Source organism: Plastoroseomonas hellenica, from assembly GCF_018129085.1.
Lineage (GTDB): Bacteria > Pseudomonadota > Alphaproteobacteria > Acetobacterales > Acetobacteraceae > Plastoroseomonas > Plastoroseomonas hellenica.
Window position 1 is genome coordinate 12,169 of record NZ_JAAGBB010000017.1, and the last position, 13,933, is coordinate 26,101.

16 protein-coding genes are annotated in these 13,933 nt (G+C 69.2%); 8 read left to right on the plus strand and 8 right to left on the minus strand.

Annotated elements, in window-relative coordinates; translation table 11 throughout:
* Nucleotides 1-35 precede the first annotated feature (35 nt).
* Both GXW71_RS15125 and GXW71_RS15130 read left to right on the plus strand, forming a co-directional pair.
* Nucleotides 36-1,664 carry a long-chain-fatty-acid--CoA ligase gene (locus GXW71_RS15125; protein WP_211853366.1) on the plus strand — a complete coding sequence of 543 codons (1,629 nt, stop codon included), beginning with the start codon at nucleotides 36-38 and terminating at the stop codon, nucleotides 1,662-1,664.
* On the plus strand, nucleotides 1,661-2,818 hold the full coding sequence (locus GXW71_RS15130) for an acyltransferase family protein (RefSeq protein WP_211853367.1): 1,158 nt from the start codon (nucleotides 1,661-1,663) through the stop codon (nucleotides 2,816-2,818). Before GXW71_RS15125 ends, GXW71_RS15130 begins: the two co-directional genes overlap by 4 nt.
* On the opposite strand, the gene GXW71_RS15135 is transcribed toward GXW71_RS15130, so the two are convergent.
* Nucleotides 2,800-3,630, minus strand: coding sequence for a sulfite exporter TauE/SafE family protein (locus GXW71_RS15135; RefSeq protein WP_408901825.1), 831 nt, complete (start codon nucleotides 3,628-3,630; stop codon nucleotides 2,800-2,802). The genes GXW71_RS15130 and GXW71_RS15135 overlap by 19 nt on opposite strands.
* On the opposite strand from GXW71_RS15135, the gene GXW71_RS15140 reads away from it, so the two are divergent.
* Both GXW71_RS15140 and cuyB read left to right on the plus strand, forming a co-directional pair.
* Nucleotides 3,620-4,471: a sulfite exporter TauE/SafE family protein gene (locus GXW71_RS15140; RefSeq protein WP_246526602.1), complete on the plus strand. Its 852-nt coding sequence runs from the start codon at nucleotides 3,620-3,622 to the stop codon at nucleotides 4,469-4,471. The genes GXW71_RS15135 and GXW71_RS15140 overlap by 11 nt on opposite strands.
* Complete coding sequence (gene cuyB, locus GXW71_RS15145; RefSeq protein WP_246526603.1) at nucleotides 4,471-5,196, plus strand: cysteate racemase; 726 nt, start codon at nucleotides 4,471-4,473, stop codon at nucleotides 5,194-5,196. Before GXW71_RS15140 ends, cuyB begins: the two co-directional genes overlap by 1 nt.
* Before the next feature lie 85 nt (nucleotides 5,197-5,281).
* Here cuyB and GXW71_RS15150 read toward each other — a convergent pair whose 3' ends face one another.
* Together GXW71_RS15150 and GXW71_RS15155 are read right to left on the minus strand one after the other, a co-directional pair.
* Entirely contained in the window at nucleotides 5,282-5,521 is a 240-nt protein-coding gene (locus tag GXW71_RS15150; RefSeq protein WP_211853368.1) for a hypothetical protein, read from the minus strand.
* A gap of 214 nt (nucleotides 5,522-5,735) precedes the next feature.
* A complete protein-coding gene (locus GXW71_RS15155) occupies nucleotides 5,736-6,806 on the minus strand; it encodes a tartrate dehydrogenase (RefSeq protein WP_211853369.1) in 1,071 nt (356 codons plus the stop codon).
* 98 nt (nucleotides 6,807-6,904) lie between these two features.
* Between GXW71_RS15155 and GXW71_RS15160 the strand changes: the two genes are divergently transcribed.
* Entirely contained in the window at nucleotides 6,905-7,882 is a 978-nt protein-coding gene (locus GXW71_RS15160; RefSeq protein ID WP_211853370.1) for a phosphoribosylaminoimidazolesuccinocarboxamide synthase, read from the plus strand.
* Between the two features lie 14 nt (nucleotides 7,883-7,896).
* On the opposite strand, the gene GXW71_RS15165 is transcribed toward GXW71_RS15160, so the two are convergent.
* The gene (locus GXW71_RS15165) at nucleotides 7,897-8,253 is read right to left on the minus strand and encodes a hypothetical protein (protein ID WP_211853371.1); all 357 of its coding nucleotides are present in this window, start codon (nucleotides 8,251-8,253) and stop codon (nucleotides 7,897-7,899) included.
* A gap of 3 nt (nucleotides 8,254-8,256) precedes the next feature.
* Nucleotides 8,257-8,649 carry a winged helix-turn-helix transcriptional regulator gene (locus tag GXW71_RS15170; protein WP_211853372.1) on the minus strand — a complete coding sequence of 131 codons (393 nt, stop codon included), beginning with the start codon at nucleotides 8,647-8,649 and terminating at the stop codon, nucleotides 8,257-8,259.
* Between the two features lie 58 nt (nucleotides 8,650-8,707).
* Here GXW71_RS15170 and GXW71_RS15175 point away from each other — a divergent pair, with 58 nt between their 5' ends.
* Nucleotides 8,708-9,034, plus strand: coding sequence for a nuclear transport factor 2 family protein (locus tag GXW71_RS15175; protein ID WP_211853373.1), 327 nt, complete (start codon nucleotides 8,708-8,710; stop codon nucleotides 9,032-9,034).
* A 33-nt stretch (nucleotides 9,035-9,067) separates the two neighbouring features.
* Here GXW71_RS15175 and GXW71_RS15180 read toward each other — a convergent pair whose 3' ends face one another.
* The 3 genes from GXW71_RS15180 to GXW71_RS15190 are packed head-to-tail and all read right to left on the minus strand — an operon-like array spanning nucleotide 9,068 to nucleotide 11,775.
* A complete protein-coding gene (locus tag GXW71_RS15180) occupies nucleotides 9,068-9,556 on the minus strand; it encodes an STY0301 family protein (RefSeq protein WP_211853374.1) in 489 nt (162 codons plus the stop codon).
* Nucleotides 9,553-10,704: a glycosyltransferase family 4 protein gene (locus GXW71_RS15185; protein ID WP_211853375.1), complete on the minus strand. Its 1,152-nt coding sequence runs from the start codon at nucleotides 10,702-10,704 to the stop codon at nucleotides 9,553-9,555. The genes GXW71_RS15180 and GXW71_RS15185 overlap by 4 nt, the downstream gene beginning before the upstream one ends.
* A 51-nt stretch (nucleotides 10,705-10,755) precedes the next feature.
* Nucleotides 10,756-11,775, minus strand: coding sequence for a mitochondrial fission ELM1 family protein (locus tag GXW71_RS15190; RefSeq protein ID WP_246526604.1), 1,020 nt, complete (start codon nucleotides 11,773-11,775; stop codon nucleotides 10,756-10,758).
* Between the two features lie 45 nt (nucleotides 11,776-11,820).
* Here GXW71_RS15190 and GXW71_RS15195 point away from each other — a divergent pair, with 45 nt between their 5' ends.
* Together GXW71_RS15195 and GXW71_RS15200 are read left to right on the plus strand one after the other, a co-directional pair.
* Nucleotides 11,821-12,543, plus strand: a complete 723-nt coding sequence (locus GXW71_RS15195) for an orotate phosphoribosyltransferase (protein WP_211853376.1) — start codon at nucleotides 11,821-11,823, stop codon at nucleotides 12,541-12,543.
* A 119-nt stretch (nucleotides 12,544-12,662) separates the two neighbouring features.
* Nucleotides 12,663-13,931 (plus strand): MFS transporter, encoded by a 1,269-nt coding sequence (locus GXW71_RS15200; protein ID WP_211853377.1) that lies wholly within the window; start codon nucleotides 12,663-12,665, stop codon nucleotides 13,929-13,931.
* The last annotated feature ends 2 nt before the right edge of the window (nucleotides 13,932-13,933 follow it).

A 13,933-nucleotide genomic window follows, 5' to 3' on the forward strand; every position in this document is an offset into this window, starting at 1 on the left:
AGAGATGGTCCGGCATGGGCCACGGGGAGAACGTCATGCTCGGCTTGATGCAGGATTGGCCACTTCTGATCCATCGCCTGATCGACCACGCGGCGATCCAGCATCCGTCGCGCAAGATCGTGAGCCGCTCGGTCGAAGGGCCGATCCACCGCACCGATTATGCCGGGCTTCGCGCCCGCTCGCTCCGGCTGGCCAAGCGCCTGGCCCGGGAGGGTATTGCCGAGGGCGACCGGGTGGCGACGCTGGCCTGGAACACCTGGCGGCATCTCGAGGCCTGGTACGGCATCACCGGCATCGGTGCGATCTACCACACGGTCAATCCGCGCCTCTTCGCTGACCAGATCGCCTGGATCCTGAACCATGCCGAGAGCCGGCTGGTGTTGGCCGACCTCACCTTCGTCCCGCTGCTGGAGCAGCTCGCGCCGCGACTGCCGCATATCCGGCGCTATGTCATCCTGACCGATGCCGCGCATATGCCGCAGACCAGCCTGCCGAACGCCGTCCCCTATGAGGAATGGCTGGCCGAATCCGATGGCGACTACGCCTGGCACAGCCTGGACGAGCGGTCGGCGGCCGGGCTCTGCTACACCTCCGGCACCACCGGCGATCCGAAGGGCGTGCTCTATTCGCACCGTTCCAACGTGCTGCACGCGATGACCATGATCGCCGCCGACATGTTCGGCCTGAACGCGCGTGACGTGGTCATGCCGGTGGTGCCGATGTTCCACGCCAATTGCTGGAGCCTGCCCTTCTCGGCGCCCGCCGCCGGTGCCGCGCTGGTGATGCCGGGTGCCAAGCTCGACGGCGCTTCGGTGCATGAGCTGCTGGAGGCCGAAGGCGTCACCTTCTCCGCCGCGGTGCCCACCATCTGGATGATGCTGCTCCAGCATCTCAGGAGCTCCGGCGGCCGCCTCTCGACCATGCAGCGGGTCGCGATCGGCGGCTCGGCCTGCCCGCCGGCACTGACCGAGAGCTACCAGAACGACTATGGCGTGAAGGTCCTGCATGCCTGGGGCATGACCGAGACCTCCCCGGTCGGCACGCTCTGCTACACCAAGCCGGAGGTCGCGCATCTGGAAGGCCAGGCGGCGCTCGATCTGCAGCGCACCCAAGGCCCGCCGCCCTTCACGGTGGAGCTGAAGATCACCGACGATGCAGGCGCGCCGCTGCCCTGGGACGGCAGGACCTTCGGCCGCCTCAAGGTGCGCGGCCCCACTGTCACCGCCGCCTATTTCAAGGTCGATCCCGCGGGCATGCTGGATGCCGAGGGCTTCTTCGACACCGGCGACGTCGCGACCATCGACCAGAATGGCTACATGGAGATCACCGACCGCTCCAAGGACGTCATCAAGTCCGGCGGCGAATGGATCAGCTCTATCGCGCTCGAGAACATCGCCGTCGCGCATCCGGATGTGGCGGAGGCCGCGGTGGTCGCGATCCCGCACCCGAAATGGGATGAGCGGCCCCTGCTCCTCGTGGTACCCAAGACAGGCGCCACCCCGACCAAGGAAGCGCTGCTGCGCTTCCTCTCGGACAAGGTCGCGAAATGGTGGTTGCCGGACGACGTGATCGTGGTGGAGGAGCTGCCGCACACAGCGACCGGCAAGCTCTTGAAGACCAAGCTGCGCGAGGCCTACCGCAACCACACGCCCCCCGCTGCGTGAGCGACGCCGCCCCGCCGGAAGTCCCCCGCCGCGCCGATCTCGACCTGCTGCGCGTCCTGCTCTGCGGCGCCGTGCTGCTGATCCATGCGCTGATGGTGCATGCGGAGGATCCCCGCTACCACGTCAAGGCGCCGGAATCCTGGTGGCCGGCGACCCTGCTATCCCACGGCCTGCGCGTCGGCGCGCTCGCCGGCTTTTTCGCGCTGGCCGGCTGGGGCTCGGTCGGCGCGTTGCGCCGCCGCCGCGCCGGCCGTTTCCTGGGCAACAGGGCGGCGCGGCTCTTCGTGCCGCTCGCCGCCGGCCTGCTGATCCTCGGGCCGGTGATCAAGTATATCGAGCTCGGCCAGGGCCGCGACCTGCGCCTCGCCGGCTTCCGCCTGGTGGAGCCGCTGGCGATGCCCTTCGGGGATTTCCTGCCGCGGTACCTGACGCGGCTGAGCCTGCTCACCTGGTCGCATCTCTGGTTCCTCGCCTACCTGCTGCTGCTCACGGTGCTGCTGCTGCCGATGCTCGCCGCGCTGGCCCGCCGGGCACCGCTGCAGCGCGTGCCGTCGCGCGCCGCTATATGGCTGCCGGGCCTCGGTCTCGGGTTCTGGCTGGCGGTGAGCGGCGGCTATTGGCCGGCGCTGCACAACCTCGTGCAGGACTGGGCGAATCTCGGTCATTTCGCCCTCTGCTTCCTGGCCGGCGCCGTGCTGGCATCCTGGCCGGGGCTCGAGGCGCGCTTGCGGGCGGAGGCCTGGACGCTGGCCGGCCTGTTCCTGGCGGGGCTCGCCGGGTTGCTGCTGTTCGGCCCGTCGCTGCCTGGGCGGATCGCCGTCGGCATCTGCGCCTGGGGCGCCATCGGCGCCGGCTTCGGCCTGGTGGGGCGCTATCCGCCGCGGCCCTCCGCGGCGTTGCGCTGGCTGGCGGACGCGACCTTGCCGGTATTCGTCCTGCACCACCTGCCGCTGCTGGCGGTCGCGGTCGCCCTGCTGCCGCTCGGGCTGCCGCCGGCCCTCGCGATCGCGCTGACCGTCGCCGGCGGCGCGACAGTCGCGCTCGCCCTGCACGGCTTCCTGGTGCTGCCGCAGCCGGCGCTGCGGCGGCTGATGGGGCTGCCGTCCGGCCCGCCGGCCCTGCCGGACGCCGCGCTTCAGACCAGCAGGCTGTAGAACATGCGGAGCGCGGTGATCGCCAGGAACACGGCGAAGGCGCGCTTCAACGCCAGCGGCGGGATGGTGTGCGCCAGATGCACGCCCCAGGGGGTCGCGAGCATAGAGCTCGGCACGATCAGCGCGAAGCCGATCAGGTTGACATAGCCGAGCGAGAACGGCGGCGTCAGCGGATCGCCCCAGCCGCCCCAGACGAAGCCGATCGTCGCAGGAATGGAGATGATCAGCCCGAAGACCGAGGCGGTGGCGACCGCGCTCCGGATCGCGGTGCCGAAGGCCGAGAGGATCGGCACGCCGACCGTGCCACCGCCGATGCCCATCATGGCGCTGACGGTGCCGATAAAGCCGCCGATCGCATGCCGCGCCACACCTTCAGGAAAGCGATCCCTGACTTTGTAGTCGATGCCCGAGAAGCCCATGTTGATCGCGACCAGCAGCGCGATCACCGCGAAGACCGCGGTCAGCGCCTCTCCCTTCAGCCAGATCGCGAGCACGGTGCCGACCACGACACCGGTGATGATCGACGGCCAGATCGAGCGCAGCAGCGGGATGTCCATCGCGCCCTTCGCGTAGTGCTTGCGCGCCGACTGGATGGAGGTCGGGATGATGGTCGCGAGCGAGGTGCCGACCGCGAGCTTCATCATCACCGCTTCGGGGATCGCGAAGAGCGGGAAGATGTTGAACAGCACCGGCACGATGACGATGCCGCCGCCGACCCCGAGCAGACCCGCCAGCGTGCCGGAGACAAGCCCCGTCGCCGCCATCGCGGCCGCGAGCGCCGCGAGCCAGAGCGGATCGGTCATGTGGTCCATGGTGCGGGAGGTCCAGTTGGGCGAAGCGGAAGCCCGTGCCATACACGAGGGCGCAACAGGCGTCACCCGGCCCCCCCGCATCGTGCTGATCTCCGATCCCTGGTTCTACGCGCTCGCGATTCCGGCCTTCCTCATCAACGGGATCAGCAAGGGCGGCTTCGCTTCCGCCGCCGGCAATCCATCGGTGCCTTTGCTGTCGCTGATGATCCCGGCACCGCAGGCGGCGGCGATCTCGCTGCCCGTGCTCTGCGCCATGGACCTGACGGGCCTCCGCCGCATCTGGGGCCGCTGGTGTCAGCGGGAGATGCGGGTGCTGATACCGGGCGCCTTGCTCGGCATCCTGCTCGGCGGGCTCGCCTTCGGCGCCATCGGCGACCGCGAGACCAAGCTGATGGTCGGGCTGATCTCGCTGATCTTCCTCGCCCGTGCCGCCTGGCAGGCCTGGCGGCGGAGCCTGCCACCGCCGGCGCCGCACAGTGCGGCCAAGGGCGGGTTCTGGGCCGCGGTCTCCGGCTTCACCAGCACCATCGCCCATGCCGGCGGGCCGCCGCTCGCGGTCTATCTCTATCCGCTGCGACTCGATCGCGCGGTGCTGACCTCGACCACGATCGCCTTCTTCGCGCTCTGCAACTACGTGAAGCTGGTGCCCTATGTCCTGCTGGGCCAGTTCAGTGCCGAGAATCTTCTGACCAGCCTGCTGCTGCTGCCGCTGGCACCGATCGGCGTCCGGACCGGGATGTGGCTGCAGACGCGGATCAGCGACCGGCTGTTCTACAATCTGGTCTATGCGATGCTGCTGGTGACCGGCGTGAAGCTGGTCTGGGACGGGTTGGGGTTGTGATGGCGATGACGGATCAAGGGGCGCCGATGCTCGGCGTGCTGGGCGGCATGGGGCCCTTGGCCTCGGCGCAGTTCATGGCACGGCTGACGCTGCTGACGCCGGCCGAGCGCGACCAGGACCATATCCCGACCGTGCTCTGGTCCGACCCGCGCGTCCCCGACCGCACTGCGGCCCAGCGCGGCACCGGGGAAGACCCGCTGCCCTGGCTGCTGCGCGGTATCAGCGGCCTGGAAGCCGCCGGCTGCGGCGCCATCGCCATCCCCTGCAACACCGCGCACGGCTGGTTCGATGGCATGGTGGCTGCGACCCGGCTTCCGATCCTGCACATCGTCGATGCCGCCGCGGAGGAGCTGGCACGGCTCGGCCTGCGCGGCGGCCGCATCGGCCTGCTCGGCACCGAGGGGACGCTGGCGATGCGCCTCTACCAGAAGCGCCTCGACCAGCGCGGCTACGAGACCATCACCCCCGACGACGCCGAGATGACGCGAGTCGTCAGCCCGGCGATCGCGGAGGTGAAGGCCAATCATGTCCGCGAGGCTTATGAGCCGCTGATGGAGGCCGCGAAGCGGCTGGTCGCGCGCGGCGCCCACGCGGTGGTGCTCGGATGCACGGAGATCCCGCTCGGCATCGCCGCCGGCCCGGCGGCGCCCTTCCCGATCGCCGACACGATCGATGCCCTCGCCCGCGCATCGATCCGCTGGCACCAGGCTCGGCAAGGGGCCTGAATCAAAAGAGGCCGCATCGCGGCCTCTTTGGCGTCCGGCGTTCGGGAGCAGTCAGCGGCCGGGTGAGCCGGCCGCGTTCCGCCCATCAATCGCATTCGCAGCCGCTGGTCGGGCCGGTATCCGCACGGACGACATGGTGGTCGATCCATTCGGAAACCAGCAGCCGCGCTTCGTTCACCGAGGCTTCCGGATGGTGGATGCGATACAGCGCCGTGCAGGCCTGGAACGACGCGAAGTCATCATTTCCCACCTCGCGCAGCTCGCGATAGGCGGTCACGACGGCGCGTTCGCAGCGGCGGGCGATATAGCTGAAGTCGCTGCCCATGGTGTTCCCCGGTGAAGCAAGATGCGAGTCATTCGCAACACTCTGCAAGACCCTACCCTCCCCGCGCCGCCGCATCAAGCGGCGACGTCTATGGGAACGATAGAGGCGGACGATTCAGCCCGCCGCGCCCCCTTTTTCAACCTGCGGCTACCGCCCGCGATCTGCGGCCACGCCCTCACCCGCGGCTACCGCTCTCAACCCGCGGCTACCGCCTTCAACCTGCGGCTACCGCCTCGGCAATCGCCTTGCCGACATCGACGGTGCCCGCCTGGCCGCCCATGTCCCGGGTCCGGGGGCCGCCCTCGGCCAGCAGCTTCTCGATGGTGGCGGTGATCGCGTCGGCCGCCGCCTTCTCCCCCAGATGCTCCAGCATCATGGCACCGGACCAGATCTGGCCGATCGGATTGCAGATCCACTTGCCGGCGATATCAGGCGCGCTGCCATGCACCGGTTCGAACATGCTCGGGAATTTCTTCTCAGGGTTGATATTGGCCGAGGCGGCGATGCCGATCGAACCGGCCACGGCCGGCCCCAGGTCGGAAAGGATGTCCCCGAACAGGTTGGAGCCCACCACCACGTCGAACCAGTCCGGGTGCTGCACGAAATGGGCGCAGAGGATGTCGATGTGGAACTGGTCGGTCTTCACCTCCGGATAGTGCTTCGCCATCTCGGCGAAGCGCTCGTCCCAATACGGCATGGTGAAGGTGATGCCGTTCGACTTGGTGGCACTGGTCACCTTCCGGCGCTTGCGCGTCATCGCCAGCTCGAACGCATATTTGATCACGCGGTCGGTGCCGATGCGGGTCAGGATCGATTGCTGGGAGACGAATTCGCGGTCCGTCCCGGGGAACATCCGGCCGCCGACGCTGCTGTATTCGCCTTCGGTGTTTTCGCGCACCACATAGAAATCGATATCCTCTGGCCCGCGATCGGCGAGCGGCGACTTCGATCCCGGCAGCAGACGGCAGGGCCGGAGCGAGATGTACTGGTCGAATTGCCGCCGAATGGGGATCAGCAGGCCCCAGAGCGAGACATGGTCCGGCACCCCCGGCCAGCCGACCGCGCCCAGGAAGATGCTGTCGCTGTCGCGCAGCCGGTCGAGGCCGTCATCCGGCATCATCTTGCCGGTCTGGACATAGGTCTCGCAGGACCAGTCGTGATGGGTCAGCTCCAGCTCGAAGCCGAAGCGGCGCGCCGCGGCATCGAGCACGCGCAGGCCTTCCGGCACCGTCTCCTTGCCGATGCCGTCCCCGGGGATGACAGCGATGCGGTGCTTCCTGGCCATGCGGACCCTCCTGGCGAAACGGGGCGGGAGAGTGGCGGCGCGGCCGGTCCGCGGCAAGGGGGCGTCACAGGACGCCGTGACCGCGCTATGGAGGCAGCATGACGCACGCCCTCTCCGCCCTCCTCCCCTATGCCGACCACGCGCTCACGGACGCCGCCATCCCGGAGCTGCCGAACCACTACCGGGGCAAGGTGCGGGAGAATTACGATCTGCCGGACGGCCAGAGGATCATCATCGCGACCGATCGGATCAGTGCCTTCGACCGCATCCTCACCGCCATCCCGCTGAAGGGCCAGGTGCTGACCCAGATCGCCCGGCACTGGTTCGACCGCACCGCCGATCTCTGCCCCAACCACGTCATCGCCTATCCGGATCCGAACGTGCTGCTCTGCCGGCGGCTCGACATAATGCCGGTCGAGGTGGTGGTGCGGGACTACCTGGCGGGCACCACCTCGACCTCCATCCTCTCGATGTACAAGGCCGGGCGGCGGGAGATGTACGGGCACCGCTTCCCCGATGACATGCGGCCGAACCAGAAGCTGCCGGCCACCATCATCACGCCGACCAGCAAGGCCTTCGACGCCGGCCATGACGAGGAGCTCACGGCGGCTCAGATCCTGGAGGCGAAGCTGCTGACCCCGGCGCAATGGGAGGAGGTCTCGGCGCTCGCCCTCGCGCTCTTTGCCCGCGGGCGGGAAATGGCGGCCGAGCGCGGCCTGATCCTCGCCGACACCAAATACGAGTTCGGCGTCGATGCCGAGGGCCGGATCGTGCTGGCAGACGAGATCCACACGCCGGATTCCAGCCGCTACTGGTTCGCCGGCAGCTATCCGGCGCGCTTCGCGGCCGGCCAGGCGCCGCAGAGCTTCGACAAGGATTTCGTGCGGAGTTGGGTGGTCGCGCGCTGCGACCCCTACAAGGACCCGATCCCCGAGATCCCGGCCGAGGTGCGCATGGAAGCGGCGCGCATCTACATGGAGGTCTACGAGACCATCATCGGCGAGAAATTCCCGCTGCCGCCGCTCGACCAACCGGTGCTGGCGCGGATCCGGGCGAACCTGGCGGCCTTCTTCTGACCGCCCGCAGGGCATCAGGGATTGCGTAGCTCCGGGGCGGCCCCCTCTACCCAGGAGAGCTCGTAGCCGATGCCGTCTTCGAGGGTCATGATGCGATCGAAGCGCCGCTGCAGATAGCGCAGGATCGCCGCGGCTTTGGGCGCGCCGAGCGCGGCGCGGCTGAGCTGGACATAGATGGTCCCCGGCTGCTCCAGGTACATGCGCGCCCCGGTTTCGCCCGCCGTCATCGGGAAGATGTAGTCGATGAAGTTGTAGTCGTACTCGACGCCATCCGGCGTGACGCCGCCGAGGTCGCGGCCATGCTGCATCCGGAGCGTCAGGCCCCGATCGTCGTCATCGAATTCCGTCAGGGTGAAGATCTCGGGCGGCATCGTTCACTCCGTGCGGCCTGGTTCGTCGGTATTCGGTTGCTGTCCCGCCCAGACCAGCAGGGCGTCGAGCGCTGGGCAAAGCGCCTGGCCCCAGCCGGTCAGCCCATATTCCACCTTGGGCGGAACCTGGTGATGGACGATACGCCGCACGATCCCATCCGCCTCCATCTGGCGGAGCTGCTGGATCAGCATCTTCTGCGAAATCGCGGGGATCGCCCGCTCAAGCTCCGAGAAGCGCAGCACCTTGCCGCCGAACAGGTGGAACAGGATCACCAGCTTCCACCGCCCTTCCAGGATGCGCAGCACCTGTTCGACGCCACTGGCGGCCAGGGCCGGCGTGAAAGGCGGGTCCTTACCTCTCGGTGGGTACCTTACTTTTTCGTGGGTTCTTGTCATTCGGAGAGCCTATTTCCACTGTCCGGGCATCGCAATTCACCACCCTCCGGACACCCTCATGACCCCGACCCTGCCCGCGCCTGTTGCCGCCTACTACGCCGCCAAGAACCGCCACGACATCGACGCCATGCTGGCGCCCTTCGCGCCGGATGCGACGGTCCTGGACGAGGGCGAGACGCTGCGCGGCCACGCCGCCATCCGGCGCTGGATGGAAGAGACGACGCGCAAATACCGGGTCACCGTCGCGGTCGCCGAGGTCAGCGAGGTGGATGGCCGCGTGCTGGTCGCGGCCGATGTCTCCGGCACCTTTCCCGGCAGCCCGGCGCGGCTCCGCTTCGCTTTCACGCTCGATGGCGGGCGGATCGCGCGGCTGGAGATCGGCTGATGCCGCCGGTCGGCGCGCGCAAGCCGCTCCGGCTCAGCGCGTGCAGGTCACCCGTACCCAGCCATCCGGCCCCAGCACCACCCGGCCCCCGCGCATCGCCCGCGCATCCTCCCGGTAGGTCTCGACCGTGCATCGCCGGAGGCCGGCGGGCAGCACCGCCTCCAGCCCTTCCTCCAGGCCTTCGTAGCGGCAGATGATGTGGTAGCGGCGCGTATTGGCCGGATCGAGGGTCCACCATTCCCGCCGCGTCCGCCGATCACCGCCGTCGCCACGGAGTTGGGCGAGTTCGGCCGGCGGCCCGTCGAACAGGTCGGCGCCGCGCAGCCAGTGGCTGGTCGGGGCCCTCGCCACGGTGAAGCCCTCCGGCGCGCGCAGCCGTGCGCTGGACTCGACCTCGACCGAAGCCGGGCAGGCGAAAGCCCCAGGCGCTGCCGGCTGACCGAGGGCTGCGACGGGGAGCAGTGCCAGAAGGGATACGAGCAGCGGGCGCATCGGCGGATGGTCCTTCGCATTGGGCATCATCGACCGGGCTCCGGGGCCAGGCCGGGCACCGGGTGGGCGGCAGGCCCCTCCTTGAGCATCTCCGTGAGCGCCTGCCGCCATGCCTGCGCGAAGCGCGCCGGGGAGAACCGCCCGATCGCGTCGGTCAGCAGCCGCAGCCGCGTCTGCCGCTCCGCCGCATCCATGTCGATCAGCGCCACCATCGCCGCGGCGATGTCCGCCTCATTCTCGGGATCGACGAGCATGGCGCCGTCGCCGGCGACCTCATGCAGGACGCTGCCACGGCTGACCGCGGGCACCAGCCCGCGGCTGATCGCCTCCGCGACCGGGACGCCGAAGCCTTCGAGCAGGCTGGCCAGCACGAAGCCCCGTGCCTCTCCATAGAGCCAGGCAAGCTGCGCATCCGTCACATAGGGCAGCAGCACCACGCCGGGCGTCCGGGCCGCGGCAGCGGCGGCGGCCTCGTAACCCGGCTCCCGGCCGCCGCAGATCACGTAACGGACGCCGCGTGCCGAGAGGCCGGACCGGGCGAAGGCGGCGATCGAACCGAGCTGGTTCTTGCGCGCACCGATGCTGCCGACGCTCAGCAGGAAGGGCCCCTCCAGCCCCGGCACCGGCTCGGCGTCCCGCTGCGCGATATCGGCGCGGATCGCCGGATAGATGACGCGGGAACTGGCGAGGCGGGCATCGGGCAGCACCGCCTCGAAAGCACGCTGCGACGCCTGGCTCACGAAGACCACATGCGGCCCCACCGCGGCGATCTCGTCATAGATCCGGCGGTAGGCGCGGCAGATCTCCGGATCGAAGAGCCCGGGATGGGTCAGCGGGCCGACATCGTGACAGAGGATCGCGTCCGACCGCCGGAGCTTCGCGGTCAGCACGGTGAAGGGATCGAGATGCAGCAATGGGCGGGACGGATTCCGGCGCGGCAGCCAGCCCCAGGGCCCGCCTTCCACCTGGCCGCGCGCCTGCAGATGCTGCAGCCGCCCGATGACCTTTCCGAAAAGCCCGGTCGGTGGCTCGTCGCGCGCCAGGATCCAGTAATAGGTCCTGCCGGCGAGGTCGCCGGCCGCCTCGATCAGATCGCGGCCGATGAAATACTTTCCCGTCCGGGTATGCACCGCGAGCGAGAAGTCGATGTCGAATCCTGTGTCGGCACGGCCTTCCACGCCAATCTCCTGCGCATGCTGGAAAGCCCGCGGCCCAGCACCCGGCCAGCCTCAGGACAATAGGCCGCGCCCGATGATTTCGGAAGCAACGCGCGCCGTCTCATCGAGCGGCGCGCGGCCAGCGGATGCAGGCCCTTCCCCCAACCGCCTGGCGGCGCCAGCCGCGATCAGGCTGTCGCCGAGCCGCCGGTGGCGCGGGCCGAGCCCGCCGGGATCGGCGATCAGCAGCGGCGCGCCGGTCGCCAGCGCCTCGCTGAGCATGGAGACGGAATCGCCCGTCACCACGACGAGATCGGCCTGCGCGAGGAAGCCCAGATAGGGGTTCGGAGGAGCATCACCCCAGCGAAAGAGCCGGTGCGGCACCCCCGCCAGCGCCGCTGCCAGCGCCGCCGTCGCCGCAGGGCCCGTCCGGCGAGAGGCGCTGGCCATCACGCTGCCGGCGAAGCCCGCCACCTGGCGCCCGATCGCCGCCGCGACCTCCGCCGCCATCCCCTCGCCCCTGACGGGACCACCAAGCAGCAGCGCCACGCGCGGTGCCGGCAGCGCCGCCAGCGTCGCGAATTCCCCCCGCGCCGCTTCCAGCTTCGCCGCCGAGACCCGATGCGTGGCGCCGAGGATCGGCAGCACATTGCCCGCCGGCGCTGGATCGTCATGCCGTCCCAGCACCAGCAGGTCGAAGCGCGCCTCGGCGAAGCCCGGCCGCATGCAGTGCACCAGCCGCGCGCCCCGCGCCTTCAGCCAGAGCGCCACCGGCGCCGAGCGCCGCCCGGCCGCGATCACCAGGCGCGGCCAGGGCGGCACGAATACCGCCCGCGCCGCCGGCGCCAGACCGGCCAGCGTCGCCCAGCGCAGCGGCAGCCGCGCCAAGGGGCCCCAGGCGAGCGGCACCGTCCGGAATGGCCGTCCCAGCGCCTCGGCAATGCCGAGCGCCTGGGCCGCCGTCCCGGCACGCGGATCGGCCAATACCCAGATGTCGGGATTATCGTCCGGCCCGGCCGATTCACGCCTCTGGGCTTCGCCCTCCGGCGATCGGACGGGCGCCCCGCCCCTCGCCTCTACCGTGGACGTCAAGCGCGGAGCCCATTACCAACAGGAGAAAGAAAGGGACCCGCCGCCATGCCTAGCCTCCACGCCTCCGACTGGGACCGCGACGCCGCGCTGACGACCGCGCGCATCCTGCTCGAGATCAAGGCGGTGAATTTCCGTCCGGAGGAACCCTACACCTTCACCAGCGGCTGGAAGAGCCCGGTCTATATCGACTGCCGCCGCATCATCTTCTTCCCCCGCGCCCGCAAGCGCATCTGCGACCTGGCGGTCGAGAAGATCGGCCGCCACGTCGGCTACGAATCGATCGAATGCGTGGCGGGCGGCGAAACCGCGGGCATTCCCTTTGCCGCCTGGATCGCCGACCGCATGATGGCGCCGATGGCCTATGTGCGAAAGAAGCCCAAGGGCTTCGGCCGCAACGCGCAGATCGAAGGCGACGTGCCGGAGGGCCAGCGCACCCTGCTGGTCGAGGACCTGACCACCGATGGCGGCAGCAAGATCGCCTTCGCCAAGGCGCTGCGCGCCGCCGGCGCGATCTGCGACCACACCTTCGTCGTCTTCTACTATGGCGTCTTCCCCGGCAGCTTCGAGCAGATGAAGGAGATGGGCCTCAACCTGCACTCCCTCTGCACCTGGTGGGACGTGCTCGAGGTCTGCCGCGAGCGCCCCTATTTCAGTGACGCCGCGCTCAAGGAAGTGCGCAAGTTCCTGGAGAATCCGGTCGCCTGGTCGCAGGCCCATGGCGGCATCGGCAGCGTCGCCGAGGCGCAGCAGAAGGGCATCACAGTCTGAGCCTGCGTTGACAGCCGGGCGAAACGCCGCCCAACTGGCCTCCAATCGCGCCGCACAGGCGCTGCCGGGCCGGGCACCACGCAAGTGGTGCCCGGCCTTTTGCATTGGAGGAACGCCCGATGTTCGCCTGGCTCCGCGACCTCACGGAAAAAGAACGCAAGACGATGCTCGGCTGCCTCGGCGGCTGGTCGCTCGATGCGCTCGACGTGCAGATCTTCAGCTTCGTCATCCCGACGCTGATCACCCTCTGGCACATCGACCGCGCCGATGCAGGTCTGCTCGGCACCGTGACGCTGCTGGTCTCCGCCGGCGGCGGCTGGGTGGCCGGCGTGCTGTCCGACCGCTACGGCCGCGTGAAGGTGCTGCAGATCACCATTCTCTGGTACGCGCTCTTCACCTTCCTCTGCGGCTGGGCCCAGAATTTCGAGCAGCTCTTCATCCTGCGCGCCCTGCAAGGCCTCGGCTTCGGCGCCGAATGGTCGGCCGGCGCCGTGCTGATGGGTGAGGTCATCCGCGACCGCTACCGCGGCCGCGCCGTCGGCCTGGTGCAGAGCGGCTGGGCGATCGGCTGGGGCGCCGCGGCGCTGCTCTACACCGGCATCTTTGCCATCCTGCCGGAGGAGCAGGCATGGCGCGCGCTGTTCTGGATCGGGCTGACGCCCGCCGTGCTGGTCTTCTGGGTGCGCCGCCACGTCGACGAACCCGATGTCTTCAAGGCCCGGGCCGGCAAGCCGCCGAGCCAGTTCTTCACCATCCTGCGGCCGCCCTACCTCGGCACCACGCTCAAGGTCGCGCTGATGATCACCGGCGCGCAGGGCGGGTCCTACGCGCTGTCCGTCTGGCTGCCGACCTATCTGCGGACAGTGCGCGGCCTCTCCGTCGTCAACACCGGCAGCTACCTCTTTGTGCATATCGCCGGCGCCTGGATCGGCTTCATCATCGGCGCCTATCTGGCTGATGCCATCGGGCGCAAGCGCACCTTCCTGATCTCCGCCATCGCCTCCGCCATCTGCGTGGTGGGCTATGTCACGCTGCCGATCTCGAACAGCCTGATGCTGATCCTCGCGGCACCGCTCGGCACCGTGATCTACATGATGTTCGCGGCCATGGGCCCCTTCCTGACCGAGCTCTACCCGACGGAGGTGCGCGGCTCCGGCCAGGGCTTCTGTTACAATGCCGGGCGCGCGATGGGCGCGTTGTTCCCTGCGCTCGTCGGCTTCCTCTCCACCCGGCTGGACCTCGGCGTCGCCATCGCGATCTTCGCCTTCATCGCCTATGGCATCCAGATCCTGGCGCTGCTGATGCTGCCGGAGACCCGCGGCCGCGCCGTCGACCGGATCGAACCGGAAGAGAAAATCCAGGCGCCGGTGCCCGCTCCCGGCCAATAGAG

Bases quoted from the DNA above. Each gene is read 5' to 3' on its own strand.
- GXW71_RS15125 (WP_211853366.1), top strand. From the start codon at position 36: ATGCTCGGCTTGATGCAGGATTGGCCACTTCTGATCCATCGCCTGATC.
- GXW71_RS15160 (WP_211853370.1), top strand. From the start codon at position 6,905: ATGACGCACGCCCTCTCCGCCCTCCTCCCCTATGCCGACCACGCGCTC.
- GXW71_RS15155 (WP_211853369.1), bottom strand. From the start codon at position 6,806: ATGGCCAGGAAGCACCGCATCGCTGTCATCCCCGGGGACGGCATCGGC.
- cuyB (WP_246526603.1), top strand. From the start codon at position 4,471: ATGGCGATGACGGATCAAGGGGCGCCGATGCTCGGCGTGCTGGGCGGC.
- GXW71_RS15200 (WP_211853377.1), top strand. From the start codon at position 12,663: ATGTTCGCCTGGCTCCGCGACCTCACGGAAAAAGAACGCAAGACGATG.
- GXW71_RS15195 (WP_211853376.1), top strand. From the start codon at position 11,821: ATGCCTAGCCTCCACGCCTCCGACTGGGACCGCGACGCCGCGCTGACG.
- GXW71_RS15165 (WP_211853371.1), bottom strand. From the start codon at position 8,253: ATGCCGCCCGAGATCTTCACCCTGACGGAATTCGATGACGACGATCGG.
- GXW71_RS15170 (WP_211853372.1), bottom strand. From the start codon at position 8,649: ATGACAAGAACCCACGAAAAAGTAAGGTACCCACCGAGAGGTAAGGAC.
- GXW71_RS15180 (WP_211853374.1), bottom strand. From the start codon at position 9,556: ATGATGCCCAATGCGAAGGACCATCCGCCGATGCGCCCGCTGCTCGTA.
- GXW71_RS15175 (WP_211853373.1), top strand. From the start codon at position 8,708: ATGACCCCGACCCTGCCCGCGCCTGTTGCCGCCTACTACGCCGCCAAG.
- GXW71_RS15135 (WP_408901825.1), bottom strand. From the start codon at position 3,630: ATGGACCACATGACCGATCCGCTCTGGCTCGCGGCGCTCGCGGCCGCG.
- GXW71_RS15140 (WP_246526602.1), top strand. From the start codon at position 3,620: ATGTGGTCCATGGTGCGGGAGGTCCAGTTGGGCGAAGCGGAAGCCCGT.
- GXW71_RS15150 (WP_211853368.1), bottom strand. From the start codon at position 5,521: ATGGGCAGCGACTTCAGCTATATCGCCCGCCGCTGCGAACGCGCCGTC.